The organism is Pseudomonas alvandae, assembly GCF_019141525.1.
Taxonomy (GTDB): Bacteria; Pseudomonadota; Gammaproteobacteria; order Pseudomonadales; family Pseudomonadaceae; genus Aquipseudomonas; species Aquipseudomonas alvandae.
This window is the reverse complement of the sequence record NZ_CP077080.1, coordinates 1101780-1120317: the sequence shown is the minus strand read 5'-3', so window position 1 is coordinate 1120317 and position 18538 is coordinate 1101780. Positions and strand designations below refer to the sequence as shown.

The following is an 18538-nucleotide window of genomic DNA, read 5'->3' as shown; positions in this document are numbered from 1 at the left end:
CAGTATGGCATCAACATTAAAAATACAGTCACCATAATCCCCCTCAAAAAGCTCAGCGGATGTTATTTCGTCTATAAGACGCCTTTTATTTCTATTGAATTCATCATAGTTATTTACCAAATAAATTTTCTGCTCATAGCGCAAAAAGCTGGCAGATTTATTTATAAACTGAGAAAACCCAATAAGCCCGCTCCCTTTGCGCCTTACTGCCCCCTTTTTTCTTTCTCAGAGCACTAGCACATTCAATAACCTCCAGCACTATCATCAGCAAACGATAGCCAAGACGCAGCAACACAACCGAAAACCTCATCGCAGGTGCGAGCTTGCAGTTCTATAATCGCCCGTCTTGCATCAGCAATTAACCAGCCAGTCGAGTTCAATGTCAGCCAGGCATAGTCCAAGCGACCCGCCGACATAAAACTTTCGAATAGCGTCGTTCTTACCTGAACAGGATCAAACCAGCCAGGCAAGCTCGCGCTCTCTGGTATTCGCATATTCTTATTGAGAACCTCAAAGGAACAGCTAGTTTCCCACCAGTTCCCCCTGGCAAACTCACTGGGAAAGTCTCCCATATATGGATTGCCGTCATAAGAATTACAGTCAAGAGGGGTCAATGTTCTAAACAGCTCTGCCTTGGGAAACCCCTTTGGGTCGTCACCTGTTTTCAGAGAGACCGCATCCAGCTCCGATAAGCTTTCAAGCCCTACCCTCGCCGCAAACTGTTCAAGATCTAACGTCACCTCATCATTCAAACTGATCGCCATCATCGCGATTACTCCAAACAATTGTGAAGGCGTTCTGGCGATCTCAGTCGTCATGCGATCGGAGCTTACGAACATCTTTACAAAACAAGGCTCCCGCTCCACAAACCAGTGCTTCCAATATCCAATATAGGTAGGACGAGAGCCGTCACTCCAGATTGGAACCAGCGCAGGTGGAAAACCAAACCATTGAGCAGGCGCCTCTAGAGTGCAAATTGGTGACTTGATTCTTCCGGCCGCACACGCTACCACTGCATCCGACAGACTGAGAGCTTTAAGCGCGTTTTCAAAGTTCATGTTCTTACCGTTTTGGCGCCAGAGGAGTGGACCATTCAGGAATTTCTATTCTGTGCAAAGGTGAGATGGGCCCAACCCAAATGTTGGTGGTCTCGCTAGTTTCCTGGTGTATCAAAAGGTGGGCCTCGCGTGAAGGTACGGGCACCAAGTGTCGTGGGTCAACGATCTGTGTTGGGAAATCCGTTTTGCCAAAATTCCAGTGATGAACTTGTGCGATTTCTTGTCCGGCATTGCGGGCGGATTTAACAAAGCGGCTATTAACGGCACTGAATGCATCCTCCAGTATTTGCTGGCTGAAAAAAGGGGACAGATTTATTTAACCAACAGAGCGATGGCCTTCACCTTTCCTTTAAATAAATCTGCCCCCTTTCCCGCTCCCATTCCTTTCTGAGTTTCGGCAGTTTCCTTTCAAAATCAACTCGGTTTAACTCGACATCTTCTTTGGAGAGACGCGAGCAAGCGTTTCCCCGAAGATCTGCTTTCAAAATTTCGAGTTGTTGGGGAGTGAACTGCCTACCTCTCAAATCTTGAATATCTGTAAGGTACGACTTGGTATCCTTAGCTAATTGCGTACTCAGAAGGCCCGTAGCGGAGTCACCGTCCTGAAAAACGCCTCCTCAACACCTGCCCCTCCTTTTGCTCCCCCTTTTGCACCATCAACTTATCCAGGAAATGCAATCCCCATCTAAATAATATAGCCCTTCAAGCTTTCCTGAAATTTTAGGCAGGTCGAGAACAGAATCTGAAACATACAAAAAAGGGAGTCTGCTCCTCAGCGCTTGAGCATTTGCAGAGTAGTCTGCCCAAGAAGGCTCAACCATCCCATTCCAAAATGTAACAAACGAGCCATCCTCAAGAAGAATTACAGGTTTTAAATACTCAACCTCTCCACTACCATCCCAGTACAGATAGCCTAAATAACTAGAACCATCCAGCCCAACAAAACTAGCGCGAACGATTATTTGAGCGTCACTACAAGTCTCCTTGTCAAGGAGAGGTCGGACTGTCAGCTCATCTTCCGCAGACTCATCCATAGGGAAGTACCAAACGCCAGAACAAGCAAGATCATCAATGGTTAATTCATATATTTGTTTATCAGTCATGCTTGCATACCTATTTAATCAAATGCTTGATTGAGTCAAACAATTCGGGCCGCCCTATATCGCCATAGGCTTTCTGCAACCCGGAGCTTATCTGCCCAGAAGTATACGTAGCCGGCTTACCACCCACCATGGGAGGTAAATATTTACTGATAGCTTTATGCATTGCATCAGGATTCACCTTTCCCGTATGAGAGTACTGGGTAATTAAAGTCGCTGGGTGATCCAGCATGTCATTTTTCGTATACCCAAGCATCTTTCCCAAATATTGAGGCAAGGTGTGATGCGCTTGAAATCCTTTGTTTAACCCCTGAAGCTCTCGATAAGTGGGACTAATTACGTCAGGTACAATCGGACCTGTTGCTTTAACCCCCGAAACCAGTACCGACGCCCCACTCCCATCAAGGTACTTCCCAGCCCCCTTGAGCAGCGCGATTTCCATCGCCGCCTTAGCGGCCTCGGTTCCATAGTCGCGGAGGGGGTTTACGTCGCCAGGATAAGTCGCGCTGTCGAACGATGCGAGTACCTTGCTTCCTTGCGTGTAATCGTAAGGAGCGAACAACTGCCCTGTGGCCTGCCACCCATCGACAAACGACGCGGCGCCGCCCAGACCGGAGAACGCAGGTATAGCGCAACCGGCTCCGGTGATACAAGCGGGCGTGGAGAGGATCGCGCCGCCGAACCCTGCCGCTGCCCCTATCGCGCCGAGTACCGCGCGGCTTGCCTGGGACGACTGTCTGAGCTCCTTGTCGTTTAGCAGCAAGTCATCGTTGGCTTGGTCCCATTTCGAATATTCGTCATAGGCACCGGTCGCAATCAGCGCGCTTTGAGCACCTGAGAATCCCTTGCCATCCGCCTCAAGCGCTTTGACCGCCTGGTAGTTTGGATCGTCCACCGGAACCGAGGCGGAGCAATGAACCAGAGCACACGCAGCCGCTTTCAGTTCATAGGATTTTTCAGGTGTTTCCTTTTGTAGTTTCTCAAGTGCAACGGTCTCTTTCTGGTGAAGCTGGCGATTGTATTCGTCAGCCATCAATGCGACCCAAGAGGCTTTCTCGACATCGCCGCCAGCAAGACCGGCTGCCGTCAAACCGACGATCTGAGAAACCGCTTGTCGCAAATCAGGCTGTGTATCGAAAATGGCATTGAGTTCTCCAGCCATGGCCTGGCTGGCACCCGCCGCGATGGCCCCGGTCTTGAAGTCGCCGCCGGTAGCGCTGGAAATCGCTCCTCCCGCCAATGCATGCATGGCAGTACGAGCGACGCCCCCTTCGGCCCACATGGCCATGCCTGTGGTATCGCCTGCATTCTTCGCGGTTTGCCAATGGTCCTGTGCATAACCACCGACAAAATTGAACGTTGTCGCCGCTGCGACGGTACTTGCCTGATAGACCAGCCCATCACGGAGGTTCTGACCGAGGCTACCTCCATTGATAGCGGTTTTGATGATGCCTCCCGCAACACCCTGAGCCCCGGCGTGCAGCGCAAAACCACCCACTCCTTGAAGCGTATTTAAATCAAAACCCTTGGTGAGGTTGTTGAACGGCACTGTATTGCCGCCGAGTGCGGGGTCGATGACGCCCTTGGCAAAACCGGCCGTGATCCCGGCGATTACGTAGTTTTTCAGGTTATCTGACGAAAAGACGTCCTTGAAGGTCGCCCCCAGGTCACCCTTGTTGTTGATCGTACTGACCGCCGTTTGCGCAACTGCTGCCGAAAAACTCGCCGTGGCGGCGGCCGATGCAGCAGCGCCTACGGTCGCAGCCGTGGCAGCTGAAGCACCTGCGGCAGTTGCCGCCCCAGCAGCGGCGCTGCCAGCACCGGCGCCGACTGTAGCGGCGGTTGCAGTACCCGCCGTCAGCACGGTAACGATGATAATGATTGCCAACATCGCGCCCTGCCCCAGGCTCGAGTGGCTGTACTTAAACGACTCGTGAGTTTCCTTGATCAACCGCCAATCCACATCCCCTCGCTGCTCGGCCTCCTTGAGCCACGCCAACTTGGGGTCAGCCTTGACCATGACATCGATGGTCTGGCTGACTGTTTTCTCGTTGATATGCTTGATATCGATGTTCAAGCCATCGGCCGCTTTGATGGCCACGTTCCCCTGAGCTTGCAATTGGCTCTGAATCAAGGTTTCGTCGGTATGGCCTTTCCCCTTCATCGAGTTCCAAGCCAGACTTGAATCGCTCTTTGTATGGCTTTCCTGGCTCAGATCCTTGACGCCCTCGAAGGTAATCGAACCGCCGCTCTGTAACGTCAGGTCATTGCCGCTGCTCAGCTTGGCCGCCTGATAACGCTGGTCGCTCCCGCTGAGCAATACCAGGTCACCGCCCGTGATGATCTGGCTGCCCACATGCGTAACCTTGGTCACCTCATCCCGCTGAGTCTTCTTGCTTCCCCAGCCCCCTTTCTTCTTCATGTCGTACAGCGAATAGTGGCTGTTTTGCGCAGCCAGCAGCTCAAGCCTGCCGCCCGCCACGAAATAGGCCTCGTTTGCAGCGTTGACCTTGCTGGAAATCAGCGCCAGGTCCTGCCCCGCGCTCAAGGCAACGTTGCGTCCCGCCTTGACCGTCGAAGCCATTTGGATGACATGATCCTCTTGGCTGGTGACCTTCTTGGACTTGTCGTAGGAGTGCTGCTCATCCGCTGCCGAGGCGAGGGTCAGGTTTTCTTTGGCGGCGAGAGTGACGTCACGCTTGGCATCGATCTGGCTGGCGACGACGGTGAGGTTGCGGCCGGCATTGGCGCTCAGGTCGCGGCCGCTGTCGAGGCTGGAGCCGTATTGTTTGATGTCCTGGTCACGATGCCGACCGCGAGTGCCGCTGGTGATACGTTCGGCGGCAACGAGATTGACATCGCGCGAGGCATTGAGCGTGGTGTCGGCTCCGCTTTTCAGCACACCGCCGACGTTGTTAATGTCACGCCCGGCACTGACGCCCAGGTTGTTTCCCGCTTCGATGCGGGCGGCGCTGTCGATGAAGTCGGTGCGTTCGGTGCGGTAGCCGCTGCTGCTTTCGTGAGTGGTAACGGTACGCTCGTTAGTCACGTCGCCAGTCAGAGCAACAACACTGACATCCCGCCCAGCAATAACCCCACCCGCCCTGTTAGTCAGGTTATTACCCGCCAACGCATCCAGCCGACCACCCGCTTCCATCAACCCACTGTTGACCAAGCTGTCGCCCGCCGTCGCCCTCAAATTGCTGGACGCACGCAAGGTGCCCGCATTGTTCAGGTTCTTGCCAGCAATCAGGCTGACGTCCGAGCCTTGGATCAACGCCCCATTCGCCGCCAGACGATGATTGACCTGGGCCAGATACAGCACCGGCACCAGCACCTGCTCGTTATTCACCGTCCGAGTTTCCATCCAGACGATGTCATGGGTCAGGGCCGCAACCTGTTCGGCGGTCAGGCTCACGCCCAGGGACAGGTTGAGAGCGTCCTTGCTGGCGATGGCGTTGTTCATCAGGTACTTGAACATGCCGTCGTCGGAGGTCTGGCCGTCGAGGAAGCGCTGGCCGGTTCGGGCGATCACGGCTTGCTGGATCAGGCGTTGTTCGTAGAACCCATCGCCCAGGCGCTTGGCGGCGGTGTCCGGGTCGTAGCCCAGATTCGACAGCAGGTAATCCGAGCTCATGAAGCGACGCATGTCGGTCAACGCCGGGTTGGTCTCGATCAGGTATTTTTGCGGGTTGGCCTGGAACGAGCGATCCGGCAGGCCACGCACTTGCGTCAGCCCCGTGCCTTGGGTTGGCGTGGTGGCGCCGTCGCCGCCCATGCGGAACAGGCCGTTTTGCCCGGTGGGCAAGTCGAAGCCCGGCAGGGCCAGTGGATCGACCTGCTGCTGGGTCAGGCTCGGCGGGAGTTGCCGATTGACGCTGATGCGGGTCGAGAAGGCGTTGTCGGCCTGGGTGTCGGTACGCGGGCCGGCGCCGACGTAGTTGTAGCCGCCACGCACGACGCCGCTGTTGAGGTCGCCCTGGGTAGGAATGTCGACGGCGCCACCGGCCTGGATAATCGCGGCATAGGTCTGGTTATCGGTGGTGGTTGTTTGAGTGTGGAACTGCGGTAGCTCACGTTCGGTCATGCCGATGAAGCGGCTCATCGCTGCTTCAAGGCCGCCCAGGTCGTTGGCGTTGTAGCCCGGGCTCTGCAACCAGTATTTGTTGGTAAAGTCGTTGGCAGCGGCGCGCCAGCCACTCGGGTGGCGCGTGCGCTCGGACCTGAAGGTGCGCGAGGTTTCGATTTCGCCGGTCTCGATGCCGATGTTGTCCAGGCTGACGAGGTTGGCGGTCAATGCGCCGCCGACGCCGATGCTGCTGCTCCGGTTGGTCAGGGTGTCGCCCTGGATATTCAGGTTGCCGCCGGTGGTGATGCTGGAGGCGGCGCTGGCCGCGGTGACTTCGAACTTGTCGCGCTGGACGATCTGCCAGACGTGGTTTTCCTTGCCACCGCTGCAATCCCCGGCGTTGTACCCTTCGATGCATGTCACTTCCCTGATCGAGGCGGTGTAGATGCCTGCATCGTGGGTGGTCAAGACCTCGCGGATGTTGTCGATCGTGCTGGCCGCCAGGCGCATGTTGCCGTCGCTTTGCAGCGTGCCGGAGCTGTTGAGGATGCGGCTGGCACGGGTGCCGAGGCCGTCGCGATCGATGCTCAGATCACCCAGGCTGTAGATGTCGGCATAGCGGTTGGTCAGGCTGTTGACGCGCAGGCTGGTATTGCCGCCGCTGAAGATCAATCCATGTTCGTTGAGCAAGTCGCCGGTGGATACGCCGAGCGCGCCGGCACTGCCCAGCGTGCCGTAGTTGTTGAGCGTGGCGGCCGTGACGCTCATATCCGCCGCCGAGGTCAGGCGACCGTAGCTGTTGAGGACGCCATCGACCACGACGGTTGTGTTGCCGCCGCCCGCGATACTGCCGTTTTGCTCCAGGTTGATCAGTGCCGCCTTGAGGCCCAAGGTGCCGAGACTGCTCAAGCGGCCATTGCCTGTATAGGCACCGGTCAGCTGCAGATCGATCGCCCCGTCGCTGCCGATCAGGCCGTCCACGCGCCAGTTGCTGCCACGGCCTTCCATGCTATTGGCGCTGAGCAACTGGCCGGTGGCCGTCTGGGTCAGCTGATCGACATGAACCACCAGATGGCCGGCCTGGATCGCGGTGCTGTTGGTCCAGCGGTCAGCCGTCACCGTCAGGTTACCGTAGGTCACCAGTTGCCCACCCGCCTGGCCCAGGTTGGCCTGGCTGATACCAAACAGTCCCAGGCCGGTGTGCAGCAGCTTGCCACCCACGTTCTGGACGCTGCCGGTGATGAAGCCCACATCATTACTGGCGGTTTCGAGGGTGCCGTCGCTGTTATCGAACAGCCCCCCGATTTTGAATGCCGTGGTGCTGTTCTGGCCCAGGGTGCGCAGTTGGCCTTTCTGGTTGCTCAAACTGGCGGCCAGAATGTCCAGGCTGTCCTGGCTTTCAATAATGCCGGCGTTGTTGTTCAGCGCCCCCGAAAGGTCAAAGTCGATGCGACTGGCGCTGACCTGCCCGTCGCCGCTGTTGTCCATGCCCCGGCCAGTGACCCAGACCTTGCCCGTGGCGTATATCCCGCCGTTGCGATTGTTGATATCCGCCGCTGCGTTGGTGACCACGACATCGCCGGCTTGCGCAGCGATGCGTCCGCCGTCGTTGAACAGCCCAGCCAAGGCTTGGATGCTGAGTCCTTGGGCCTGGATCGTGCCGCCCCGGCGGTTCACGTCGTAGCCGTTTTTCAGCACGCCGGTGGTGCGTGCTTCCAGCGCGGCCTTGACGCTGGACAGCACGCCGCCACGGTTGTCCAGGTTGGTGGCAAAGACACTCAGCTTGGCGTCCTTGGCGATGATGCTGCCGCCCTGGTTATCGATGTCGCCGGATACATCCACGGTGACCAGGCCCTCGCCTTGCAGCGTGCCCTTGGCGTTATTCAGACTGGCAGCATCGAACTCGACCTCGGCAGCACGGCTAGCGAGCAGGCCTTTTTCGGCGTTGTTGACCGCGCCGGTGGCGCTGACCAGCAACTTGCCATTGGCGGCCACGGTGCCTTTGTTGCTGTTGTCCAGGCTGGCGGTGCGCACGGTCATGACGCCTTGGCTGGATAGCTCGCCGCCCCGGTTGTTGATCGCGCCGGTGTTAGTGATGTCGAGGTTCTTGCCGGCCATGACCAGGCCGGTCAGGTTGTCCAGGCTGCCGAGGACCAGGGTCGCGCTGTTCAGGCTCGACAGTTCACCTGCATTGTTTTCCAAATGGCCCAGGCTGGCCGTCAGCAGGCCCTGGCTATTGATCAGGCCGCCCTGGCTGTTGAGGACTTGATCGGCGCTCAGGTGCAGTTCGGTGTTACCCAGGATCCGGCCTTTATTGCGGTTATCCACAACGTTGCCGGTGACGGTGGTCTTGCCCTGCCCACTGAGCGTGCCGCCCTGGTTATTCAGCGCAGCGGTGGACGTGACATTCAGGTCGCGACTGGCGATGACGGTTTTGCCAGCGTTGTTCAACTGCTTGGCGGTGAGGGTGACATCCCCCGTGGTATTGCGGCTGTTATCGGCGTTGACCCCGGCCTCGATAATGCCGTTGTTGGTCAGCGTGCCGCCGCTGTCCAGGTGAATGCTGTCGCGCGCCACCAGGTTCTGCTGGCTGGTCAGGTCACCCTGGGTTTTGACTTCGAGCCGGCTACCGGCATACACCTGGCCACGGGTCTCCAGGCTCTTGGCCTCGATGTCGATGGCGCCGGCAGCCGCTGTCTGCGCCAGACTCAAATGCCCATTCGCATCGAGCTGGATATCCCCGCCACTGGCAACCATCTTGCCATCCAGCTTCACCCCGACACCCGCTTCGGTGCCCACCAGCTTGATCGCGCCGGCGTACATGCCGCCCAACGCCGAGGAGTCGATCGCCAGTTCGGGTTTGGCGCTGCCGTCGTCTGCACGGGCCGTGGCGTTCAGCGTGTTGGCGTTGACGTCATTGCGTCCGGCCACGATCGTCAGGTTCTTGGCCTGGATCTCGGCGTTGATCTTGGCGCTGCGGGTGATGATTTCGAAACGGTCGACGTTGTTCGCGTTGAGGCCCGCGCCTTCAATGGCCACGCTGCCCTGATCCACTTGATAGCGGCTCAACTGGCCGTTTTCGATGATCGGCTTGCCCGTGGTCAGGGTCGCTTTTGGCGTATTGATGAAGCCGCAGCCGTTACAGGTGATGCCATACGGGTTCGCGACGATGACATGGGCCGACTGTCCCGCCACTTCGGTGTAGCCGCGCAACTGGCTGGGGTTGCCGCCGTTGACCTCGTTGAGAATGACTTTGGCCGCCGTGCCCTTGAGGTTCGGGTTGCCGAGGATGATCCCGCCCAGTTGCGTGGGTTGGGCGGGGTTGGTGGCGTTGTTGAGGATGACGCCGTTTTTTCCAACGTTGTAGTCGCTGAATTTGTTGTGGGACAGGCCGCTGCCGTTGGGCTTGGCGATGTTGACGATGGGCACGCCGTTGCCCGCCTTGCCAAGACTGGTGCCCGGCGCGCTGACGACGATGCCGTCGGCCTGGGCCCACAGCGGTTGCCAGAACATGACGTTGGCGAGCAGGAACGCCAGGCCACGCTTGGGCATGCCCCAGAAGGCATCACGGGTTTTCAGGGCAGCACCGGGCTGGCGGGCCAGGAAGGCGTATTGGCGGTCGTCCATGATCGGGTCTCGTTGCAGCGAATTAGATGGATAGGTCGAGGCGGAAGTAGATCGGCGCTTCGCGCTCGGTCAGGGCGTCTGGACGTTCCAGGGAATGGGCGAAAGTGACGCTGGCGCTCAGGTGTTCACCGCGGGCGAACAACTCCAGGGAGTTGCTCGACATGCGCCCATGCTCGCTACCGTTGTAGCGATCGCCGCGAATCACGCCTTGGTCGTAACCAAGGCTGGTGCCGTACTCGGCGAACACCGGGCGCAGCCATTGCAGCGTCACCGGGCGGCTCCAGCGCAGGTCGTTGCGCCAGTAGCCACCGCTGTCGCCGGCCAGCGTCTGGTCCTTGTAGCCGCGAATCGAAGACAACCCGCCGAGGCTCATGCGCTGCGGGCTGAACAACGCGTCTTCGCTGCGCTGGCCGGTCATCAGGCTGCTGAAGCTGAAGGACTCGCCCCACACTTGGAAGGCTTGCAGATAGCTGAGGGTGGCGGTGTATTTGCGATAGCGTGCATCCGGCAGCCCAGGCCCCGGCTCGTGATCGCCTTGGGCATCGAGGGCGCCGATACCTTGTTGCATGCCAAGGTCGAGGTTGACGAAGGCATTGCCGATCCGTCGCCCATGGTTGATGCCGAACTGCGCCTCGCTGATGCGATTGCTGCTCTCGGCGAGCTTGCTGTCTTCGATGAAATTGTTGGTGCGCAGGTACGCCAGGCCCGTGTTCAGGGAGGTTTTGCTCACCGCGTCACGGTGCACCACCCGCTCCAGGAGCACCTGATGGTTCTGGCTGTCGCCGCTCTGCTTGAAGTTGAATCCGTTGGCCTGGCCCAGCGCGCGGTACTCGCTTTGGCTGTAGGTGTAGCTCAGGTTCCACCAACCAAAGGGCAGGTTGTAATAGAGCATGGCGTTGCGTGAAGTTTTCTGATGGTCGCTTATGGCATCGTGACCACCGCGCAAGGCTAGCTGATCGGCCAAGCCCAAAGGACTGTCCCAGTCCAGGGAGGCTCCCCACTGCTGCTCGCCCGTGCTCTTCTGCCCGTCGTTATGCCGTGACAGGCCGGCGCGCCAAGGTTTCTGTGGGGTGTTCTGGACCAGCACTTCACTGCCGCCGATGTTCTGCCCCGGCGTCAGCTCCATGCGGGCACTGTTGGATGGCAGACGGTTCAGTTGATCGACCATTTGCTCGATCTCCCGCAGATTGAGCAGATCGCCCGGCTTGCCGGGAAAGCTCATCGCCAGCTCCCGCTTGGAGAGTCCGCTGTCCTCGGCGCCCTTCAGGCCTTCAAGTCGCCCCTCGACCACCAACACTTGCAGGTGACCGCTGGACAAATCCTGTTGCGGCAAATAGGCACGGCTCGTGACCAGGCCCTTTTCCAGGTACGCATCGGTAATGGTCTTGAGCAACTCGTTAAGCTGCGGCACGCCCAGGCATTGGTTGAGATAGGGCTCGAGCAAGCGTTGGCGCTCGCGTTCGGACAAGGCGTCGGCGCCCTTGAGCTCGATGGTCTTGATGGGGAAACAACGGGTATCGGCGGGTTTTGTCGGCTGGACCGGCCTTGCTTCTTTGCCTGGCAGGTCCTTGAGTTCTTCGAGGCGTCGGCGCTGCTCTTCGAGCAAGCGATTCTGACGTTCGCGGATCAGGTCCGTGTCGCCGGGGGTTGGCGCGGCCATGGCAAGGTCCATCGCAAAAAAACACAGCGACGCGACGACAAGCCTCGTCCTTAAGGCAGACACGGACATGTTCGATCCCTCGATACGAAAGCGACAGCAAGATTGCGGCGCAGGCCAAATCGAAATCGACCTGCTTCGCGCATACCAGACCTTGCTTATCGCCTTCGGTTCAGAGAGCGGGCATTTTTCTATTCAAAAAAGAGACTTGTCTCACAGGACACGTCCGAAATCACCTCGTTGACAAAGCTCTATCAGGAACGCATCAAGCTGAGCCCGCATGAACTTTTCTTCACCCCATGGGTTAACGCGATCCGGTACAGTCCCCTCGCTCATTCAAGAAACTAAGGTTTTAGCCCGCTCTCCCGCGGGCTTTTTTTTGCCCGCGATTCATGGAGCAGGCTGCGCATCGCCCAGCACGGTCAAGCTAGGTTTGACCTTGGGCGACGCGGTCTTCAACAAGGGTTGTTCCAAGACTGCGCGCCCGTAAAAAAACATTGCCATCAGCCAACAGCTCAACCAGACGAAGATTCCCGCCCAGAACGTGTGGGACATGTAGTGCCAACCCTGTAGGACTCGCGTCGTGCCGTAGACAAATCCCAAGGCCAGCGCGCCGTACATCAGGGCTTTGGAGTGACGCCAGCGATAGCGCCGGGCAACGAAGTACAGCGCCAGCATCGTGAAACCACCGGAAGCATGGCCACCGGGCCAGCAACGACCGTCCCCCGCGACTTTCAGTAAATCGAAATTCTGGAACCACTCCTTGTGCTCGATCTTCCCCGCGTATTGGGTGGTTTCCACCGGGCAGTAAACGCTGGTGTGGCCCTTGAGGTAATGGATGACGCCTGTGCTGAGGGAAAAGGCGAAGACAACATAGAGAAAATCGCGACGGTGCCTGTGGGCAAACCATAGCGGTTTGGTCAGCCGGATCTTATCCAGGACACGAAGCAGCCCTGGGCGCTTTTCCGGCCGGAACAGCGGCCAGACGAACGACAACAGCGCCCCGATAATGGCCGCCTCGCCAGTCCAGTTCGGAATGACCCTGGCCCACTTATGGGTGATTTGTTCGAACAGCCGTACATGCCCCAGCGGAAAGACTTGGTGCAGCGGGTCGTAGAAAAGATCGCTGAAGGCGATGTCGATGCGGGTCATGTCGAACAGCAGGAACACCACCGCCGCACAGACCAGGGGTATTCCGAGGTTGAGCCGGTAAAAACGAACGCGAGCAGACGTCAGCATGAGCGGTCCTAATCGTGGGAAAGGTTACTGAAACTTCATTGAGCGCCAGTCGGACGCCTCGATAAAACCCAGCAGCCGAGGAGCTTGTGGCTGGGCGACGGATACAAACAACGAAGCGCCATAGCCAAACGCCGAAACAGGTCGCCGCAGCTCGGTTTCCATCGCCTGCATGCATTCGCTGTGAGTGACCAGGATCAGGTTGCGCCCAGGCACCTTGTGGACCAGGGCATTGCGCAGCAGGTCATGGCGGCAATGGCTCAGCCAATCGTCGCCGGTGCTCACCTTGTTGAACATGTACCCAGCCGTCTGGGTCGCTCGAACCAGCGGACTGTTATAAATGTCCGCATTCTCCAGGCCGAGTTGCTCGTACCGCGCGCCGAGGCCCACTGCAACGGCGCGGGCACGGTCGGTGATTCCCGAAGGATCCCCCAGGCACACGGCCTTGGAGTGATCACATCGTTCGACGTGGCGCACCAGCACGATCATCTCCCCCTTGGCCCAGCCATCAGCCAGCGCCCGGGCGCCAACAATATTGCCATGGGCCAGATCCGGCACCGCTGCCGGCCCCAGCAGCCAAAGGGTCAGCGGAATCACCAGCATTGCCGAAGCCAGGATCACCGCCGCGTTTCGATAGCGGACAAGCCAGCTCGTATCAATCGAGCGCGTCACGCCAAAAAGGCTCAGTCTCAGTTCCACATCAAGCCGCCCCGACGGCACCCAACCAGTCATTTCGTTGGCGAGACGGTAAAGACGTAGACGTAGGCAGGCAGTGAAACCAATGTGAAAAAAAGCTTGGCGCGCTCGGCGACAACCCGGGATTGCCTATACAAAAAAAATTTTCAGATTCATGGGTGGCCGCCGATACAGCCCTGTTACACGTTTTTGCTGGCTCTTAAAAACAACAATCTTCCAGCCAACCGATGATCAAGCAGCGCAACGTTCCTGGAGGAATTTGATGAATAGCTGGTTTGGCAACATTAGCGTCAATATGAAATTGGGCCTGGGCTTTGGCCTGGTGCTGGTACTGACTTGCGTCCTGGCCCTGACCAGTTGGACCAGCCTGGGCGGTTTGATCGACCGCAGCAATTGGATGAGCGACATCACCCAGCTCAACGCTGGCCTGACCAAACTGCGGGTCACTCGCCTGCAATACATGCTGACCAACGGTGACGAGACCGCCGCACAGAATGTGCAAACCACCCTCGATGGTTTCGTGGCGCAACAAAACGCGTTGCTCAGCAGCTTCAAGAGCCCCGAGAACGTCAAGCTGCTCAAGGAGCAGAGCGCGACCATCAGCGCCTACCAGACATCGCTGAACAAAATGCGCAGTGCCTACCGCACCGGCAACAGTGCCCGGGACGTCATGGGCGCGAACGCCGAGACGGCCTACAAGCTGATCGAAAGCATCGATTCCGACGTAAAGCAGATGGCCCTCAGCGACGAGCGCTTTGCGCAATTCCAGGCCATCACCCAGGCCAAGCAGGCATTCATGCTGGCCCGCTATGAAGTCCGCGGCTACACCGCCAACAGCAATGCCGATACCGAACGCAAGGCCTTCGCCCAACTCGACGCCGCCATCGCTTCGCTCAAGCCGCTCAACGAACATTTCGCCAACGCTCGGCAGGATGAACTGCGTCAGCTGGAAACGACCCTGACCCAATACCGCAGCGCCGTGCAGGCCTTCAAGATGGCCATGGCCGATGTGGCGCAGGCGCGCAAGGAAATGACCGACCAGGGCGCGACCATCGTTTCCCTGAGCGAGCAGCTGTACCAGATCCAGCTCGACCGTCGCGACGCTGAAAGCGCCCAGGCCCGCACGCTGCAATTGGTCAGCACGTTGTTGGCTTTGTTGGTGGGCATCATCGCGGCCGTGGTCATCACCCGCCAGATCACCCGCCCGCTGCGTGAAACCCTCGCCGTGGTCGAACGCATCGCCGGTGGCGACCTGTCGCAAAACGTCATCGTCACCCGTCGCGATGAACTTGGCGTGCTGCAACAGGGCATCGCCCGCATGGGCGTGACCCTGCGCGACCTGATCAGTGGCATCCGCGACGGCGTGACCCAGATCGCCAGCGCCGCCGAAGAACTGTCGGCGGTCACCGAGCAGACCAGCGCCGGGGTCAACAGCCAGAAAGTCGAGACCGACCAGGTCGCGACCGCCATGCATGAGATGACCGCCACGGTCCAGGAAGTGGCGCGCAATGCCGAAGAAGCCTCCCAAGCAGCAGCCGCCGCCGACGGCGAAGCGCGGGCCGGTGATCAAGTGGTCAACGAAGCCATCGCCCAGATCGAACGCCTGGCCAGCGAAGTGGTGCGTTCCACTGACGCCATGAGCGTGCTGCAACAGGAAAGCGACAAGATCGGTGCAGTGATGGACGTGATCAAGGCCGTGGCCGAACAGACCAACCTGCTGGCACTCAACGCCGCCATCGAAGCCGCCCGCGCCGGTGAAGCCGGACGTGGCTTCGCGGTGGTCGCCGATGAAGTCCGCGGCCTGGCCCAGCGTACGCAGAAATCCACCGAGGAAATCGAAGGCTTGGTGGCCGGCCTGCAGAACGGCACCCAGCAAGTGGCCGCCGTGATGAACAACAGCCGCAACCTCACCGACAGCAGCGTGGCCCTGACCCGCAAGGCCGGTGTGTCACTGGAAAACATCACCCGCACGGTGTCGAACATCCAGTCGATGAACCAGCAGATCGCCGCGGCCGCCGAACAGCAAAGCGCCGTGGCCGAGGAGATCAGCCGCAGCATCATCAACGTGCGCGACGTGTCCGAACAGACCGCCGCCGCCAGCGATGAAACCGCGGCGTCCAGCGTTGAACTGGCGCGGTTGGGTGGTCAATTGCAGCAGATGGTCAGCCACTTCAGGGTTTGACGAAACGCGTTTGCCCGCTTCTTTTCTGGAGGCGGGCAAACAGCCCATGCAGCAGCATTCTTGCGCCTGTCACACACTGATCGCATTGGTAAACACCAACCGATTCCCAAACGGATCACTGATCGCCATGTCCTGGCTACCCCAGGGCATGGCCTGGATTTGTGGGTGGGCGTAGCGGTATTGCTTGGCGAGCAATTGCTGCTGGAAGGCTTCCAGCTCGTCGGTCTCGATTCGCAGCGCCGAGCCCGGCGTGCAATCACCGTGATGCTCGGACAGGTGCAATACGCAATCACCACGGGAGACTTGCAGATAAAGCGGGAAGTTGTCACCGAAGCGGTGTTGCCAGTCGACGGTAAAGCCCAGGAAGTCGACATAGAACGCCAACGCCTTGGCTTCATCGAAGATCCGCAGGATTGGAGTGATTTTACCGAAGCTCATGGGTTGCTCCCTGGCTGAAAAGACCCAGTCTAGATGGGTTGAACCCACTGCTTCGGCTTTTAATTCAGGTTCTTTAGTGTCGCAGTGCCATTATTGTGGCGCCAATTAAAGCAATCCCAAGCACCTACATGCCTTCAAACGCTACTGAACACATTGAAAACCCCGGCGCAGATCGCCTTCACGCGCCAGGAAACGCCCTTCTCTTTTGCCGTTCGCTTGTCCCTCGCGATAACTCAGGACGCCATTGACCCACACCCCATCGATGCCCTCGGCAGCCCGTTGTGGCGTGTTGAAATCAGCAACGTCGCGAACGGTTTGTGGATTGAACAACACCAGGTCCGCCCAGTGCCCTTCACGGATTTCACCTCGCGCCTTCAGGCCGAAGCGCGCCGCTGAAAGGCCGGTCATTTTGTGCACGGCGGTGTGCAAAGGAAAAAGCCCGATGTCTCGGCTGAAATGGCCCAGCACCCTCGGAAAAGCGCCCCACAGACGAGGGTGGGGAAAAGGGTCTTCGGGTAGGCCGTCGGAGCCAACCATCGATAATGGGTGCGCGAGGATTCGTCTTACGTCGCTTTCGTCCATGCCGTAGTACACCGCACCCGCTGGCTGTAGGCGACGTGCAGCTTCGAGGAGCGACACGTCCCATTCAGCCGCGATGTCCGTCAGGTCTCGACCGCCCATGTGCGGATGCGGCGTCGACCAGGTAATGGTGATGCGATGGGCATCGGTCACTTGCTTGAGGTCCAGGGTCGAAGAACTCGCGGCGTAGGGATAACAATCGCAACCGACAGGGTGGTTTTGAGCCGCGCTTTCCAACGCGGCGAGCACCTGTGGACTACGCCCCCAATTACCGGCGCCAGCACATTTGAGGTGGGAAATGATCACCGGGCTCTGCGCATGTCGACCAATCTGGAAAGCCTCGTCCATGGCTTCGAGCACCGGTTCGAATTCGCTGCGCAGATGGGTGGCGTAGACAGCACCGAACGCTGCCAACTCCTCGCTCAGTTGCATGACTTCATCAGTGGCTGCGCAGAAGGCGTTGGCGTAAGCCAGGCCGGTGGACAGGCCCAGCGCACCGTCCTCCAGGCTTTCGCGCAGTTGCCGGCGCATGGCAGTGATTTCTCCTACCGAGGCTGTGCGCAACAAATCATCCATGTGATTGCTACGCAACGCCGTATGACCGACCAACGCGGCCACATTGACGGCCGGTGTCGCCGCTTCTACCGCACCGCGATAATCGGCAAAGCGTGGGTAAGCAAATGCCCGGGCCGGGCCGAGCAGGTTCATCGGGTCCGGCGGATCACCCCGAAGGCTGACAGGGGATGCGCTGATGCCGCAATTGCCAACGATCACCGTGGTCACGCCCTGGCTGAGCTTGGGCAGCATTTGCGGTTGGCGGATGACCACCGTGTCATCGTGGGTGTGCACATCGATGAAGCCCGGCGCCAGCACGCGGCCGGCGGCGTCGATTTCTTCCCGCGCGCGAGTTTCGCGCAACTCACCAATGCGCTCGATGCGACCGCCGTGGATCGCTACGTCGGCGCGGTAGCCGGGGGTGTTGCTGCCATCGATGATCAGCGCATTGCGGATAAGTGTGTCGTACAGCATCTCAGTCTCCCAGCGGCAGGTGATCGTCGCCGCCACGGTAATCGTCCAGTGCGAGTTTGACCCGCCGCAGGCGCTCTTGATTGTCTTCGGGATGAGCCAGCGCCAGCTCGGTGGCGAGCACGTCGATGGCCAGCAACATGCCGTAGCGCGCGGCCGTGGGTTTGTAGATAAAAGGGGTTTCGGCGCCTTGCAGGGGCAGCACACAATCTGCCAGTTGGGCCAGTGGCGAGTCGGCGCGGGTGATGGCCAGGATCGGGGTGCCGTAGCTGCGGGCCAGTTCAACAGCACTCAATAGCTCCGGCGTGATGCCGGTCAGGGAACAGGCGATGACCAGATGTTGGTCGCTCAACGAGGTGGCGGTGATGCGCATCATCACCGGGTCGCGGCAGGCGGCGATCGGGTAGCCAAAACGCACCAGCCGCACTTGCAACTCCTCGCCGCACAGCGCCGACCAGCCACCGAGGCCGAATGCGTGGATCATCCGTGCCTTGCCGATCATCCGCACGGCATCGCCGAATCGCGACTCTTCGAAGCCCGACAGATGCTGGCGCAACGTCGACTCGATATCGCCGACGATCTGACCATAAAAAGCCGACTGTTCCGGCGCACCGGTCGGGTCGAGAAAACGGCTGCCGACACCGCTGGCCTGGGCCAGTTGCAGGCGCAGGTCCCGCAGGTCGCGACAGCCGACGGTGCGGGCAAAGCGCGACAGCGTGGCGCTGCTGACTTCGGCGCGCAGGGCCAACTCTTCCAGGCTGGCGGAGGCGGCAAAGCCTACGTCGTCGAGCATCAGCCGGGCGATTCTTCCTTCGCCGGCGCTGAAGGAATCCTGGCGGGAGCGGATCTGGTAGAGGATGTCCATGACGG

The 18538-nt window shown here is 59.1% G+C and carries 11 protein-coding genes and 1 pseudogene; 3 read left to right on the top strand and 9 right to left on the bottom strand.

Going from position 1 to position 18538, the window contains the following annotated elements; genetic code table 11:
• Positions 1–242: 242 nt before the first annotated feature.
• Positions 243–1058: a hypothetical protein gene (locus KSS97_RS04875; RefSeq protein WP_217861220.1), complete on the bottom strand. Its 816-nt coding sequence runs from the start codon at positions 1056–1058 to the stop codon at positions 243–245.
• 148 nt (positions 1059–1206) lie between these two features.
• Between KSS97_RS04875 and KSS97_RS04870 the strand changes: the two genes are divergently transcribed.
• Positions 1207–1449, top strand: coding sequence for a hypothetical protein (locus KSS97_RS04870; RefSeq protein WP_217861219.1), 243 nt, complete (start codon positions 1207–1209; stop codon positions 1447–1449).
• A 265-nt stretch (positions 1450–1714) separates the two neighbouring features.
• Here the strand turns inward: KSS97_RS04870 and KSS97_RS04865 are convergent, their stop codons facing one another.
• From KSS97_RS04865 to pmrG, 5 genes are all read right to left on the bottom strand, one after another.
• Positions 1715–2161 carry a hypothetical protein gene (locus tag KSS97_RS04865; protein WP_217861218.1) on the bottom strand — a complete coding sequence of 149 codons (447 nt, stop codon included), beginning with the start codon at positions 2159–2161 and terminating at the stop codon, positions 1715–1717.
• A gap of 10 nt (positions 2162–2171) precedes the next feature.
• Complete coding sequence (locus KSS97_RS04860; protein WP_225936090.1) at positions 2172–9854, bottom strand: two-partner secretion domain-containing protein; 7683 nt, start codon at positions 9852–9854, stop codon at positions 2172–2174.
• Positions 9855–9876: 22 nt separating this feature from the next.
• Complete coding sequence (locus tag KSS97_RS04855; RefSeq protein ID WP_217861217.1) at positions 9877–11583, bottom strand: ShlB/FhaC/HecB family hemolysin secretion/activation protein; 1707 nt, start codon at positions 11581–11583, stop codon at positions 9877–9879.
• 318 nt (positions 11584–11901) lie between these two features.
• Positions 11902–12750 carry a phosphatase PAP2 family protein gene (locus KSS97_RS04850; protein ID WP_030139733.1) on the bottom strand — a complete coding sequence of 283 codons (849 nt, stop codon included), beginning with the start codon at positions 12748–12750 and terminating at the stop codon, positions 11902–11904.
• A gap of 24 nt (positions 12751–12774) precedes the next feature.
• Entirely contained in the window at positions 12775–13446 is a 672-nt protein-coding gene (pmrG, locus tag KSS97_RS04845) for a lipopolysaccharide core heptose(II)-phosphate phosphatase PmrG (RefSeq protein WP_030139732.1), read from the bottom strand.
• A 151-nt stretch (positions 13447–13597) separates the two neighbouring features.
• Between pmrG and KSS97_RS28685 the strand changes: the two are divergent.
• A pseudogene (locus tag KSS97_RS28685) lies at positions 13598–14719 on the top strand (methyl-accepting chemotaxis protein); the annotation flags it as partial.
• Between the two features lie 42 nt (positions 14720–14761).
• On the top strand, positions 14762–15625 hold the full coding sequence (locus KSS97_RS28680; RefSeq protein ID WP_375154603.1) for a methyl-accepting chemotaxis protein: 864 nt from the start codon (positions 14762–14764) through the stop codon (positions 15623–15625).
• Positions 15626–15694: 69 nt separating this feature from the next.
• On the opposite strand, the gene KSS97_RS04835 is transcribed toward KSS97_RS28680, so the two are convergent.
• The 3 genes from KSS97_RS04835 to KSS97_RS04825 all read right to left on the bottom strand — a co-directional run bounded on the left by KSS97_RS04835 (position 15695) and on the right by KSS97_RS04825 (position 18533).
• A complete protein-coding gene (locus KSS97_RS04835) occupies positions 15695–16063 on the bottom strand; it encodes a glyoxalase superfamily protein (RefSeq protein WP_030139730.1) in 369 nt (122 codons plus the stop codon).
• Positions 16064–16204: 141 nt separating this feature from the next.
• Positions 16205–17671 (bottom strand): N-acyl-D-amino-acid deacylase family protein, encoded by a 1467-nt coding sequence (locus KSS97_RS04830; protein ID WP_217861216.1) that lies wholly within the window; start codon positions 17669–17671, stop codon positions 16205–16207.
• Between the two features lies 1 nt (position 17672).
• The gene (locus KSS97_RS04825; protein ID WP_198797651.1) at positions 17673–18533 is read right to left on the bottom strand and encodes a MurR/RpiR family transcriptional regulator; all 861 of its coding nucleotides are present in this window, start codon (positions 18531–18533) and stop codon (positions 17673–17675) included.
• Positions 18534–18538: the final 5 nt, after the last annotated feature.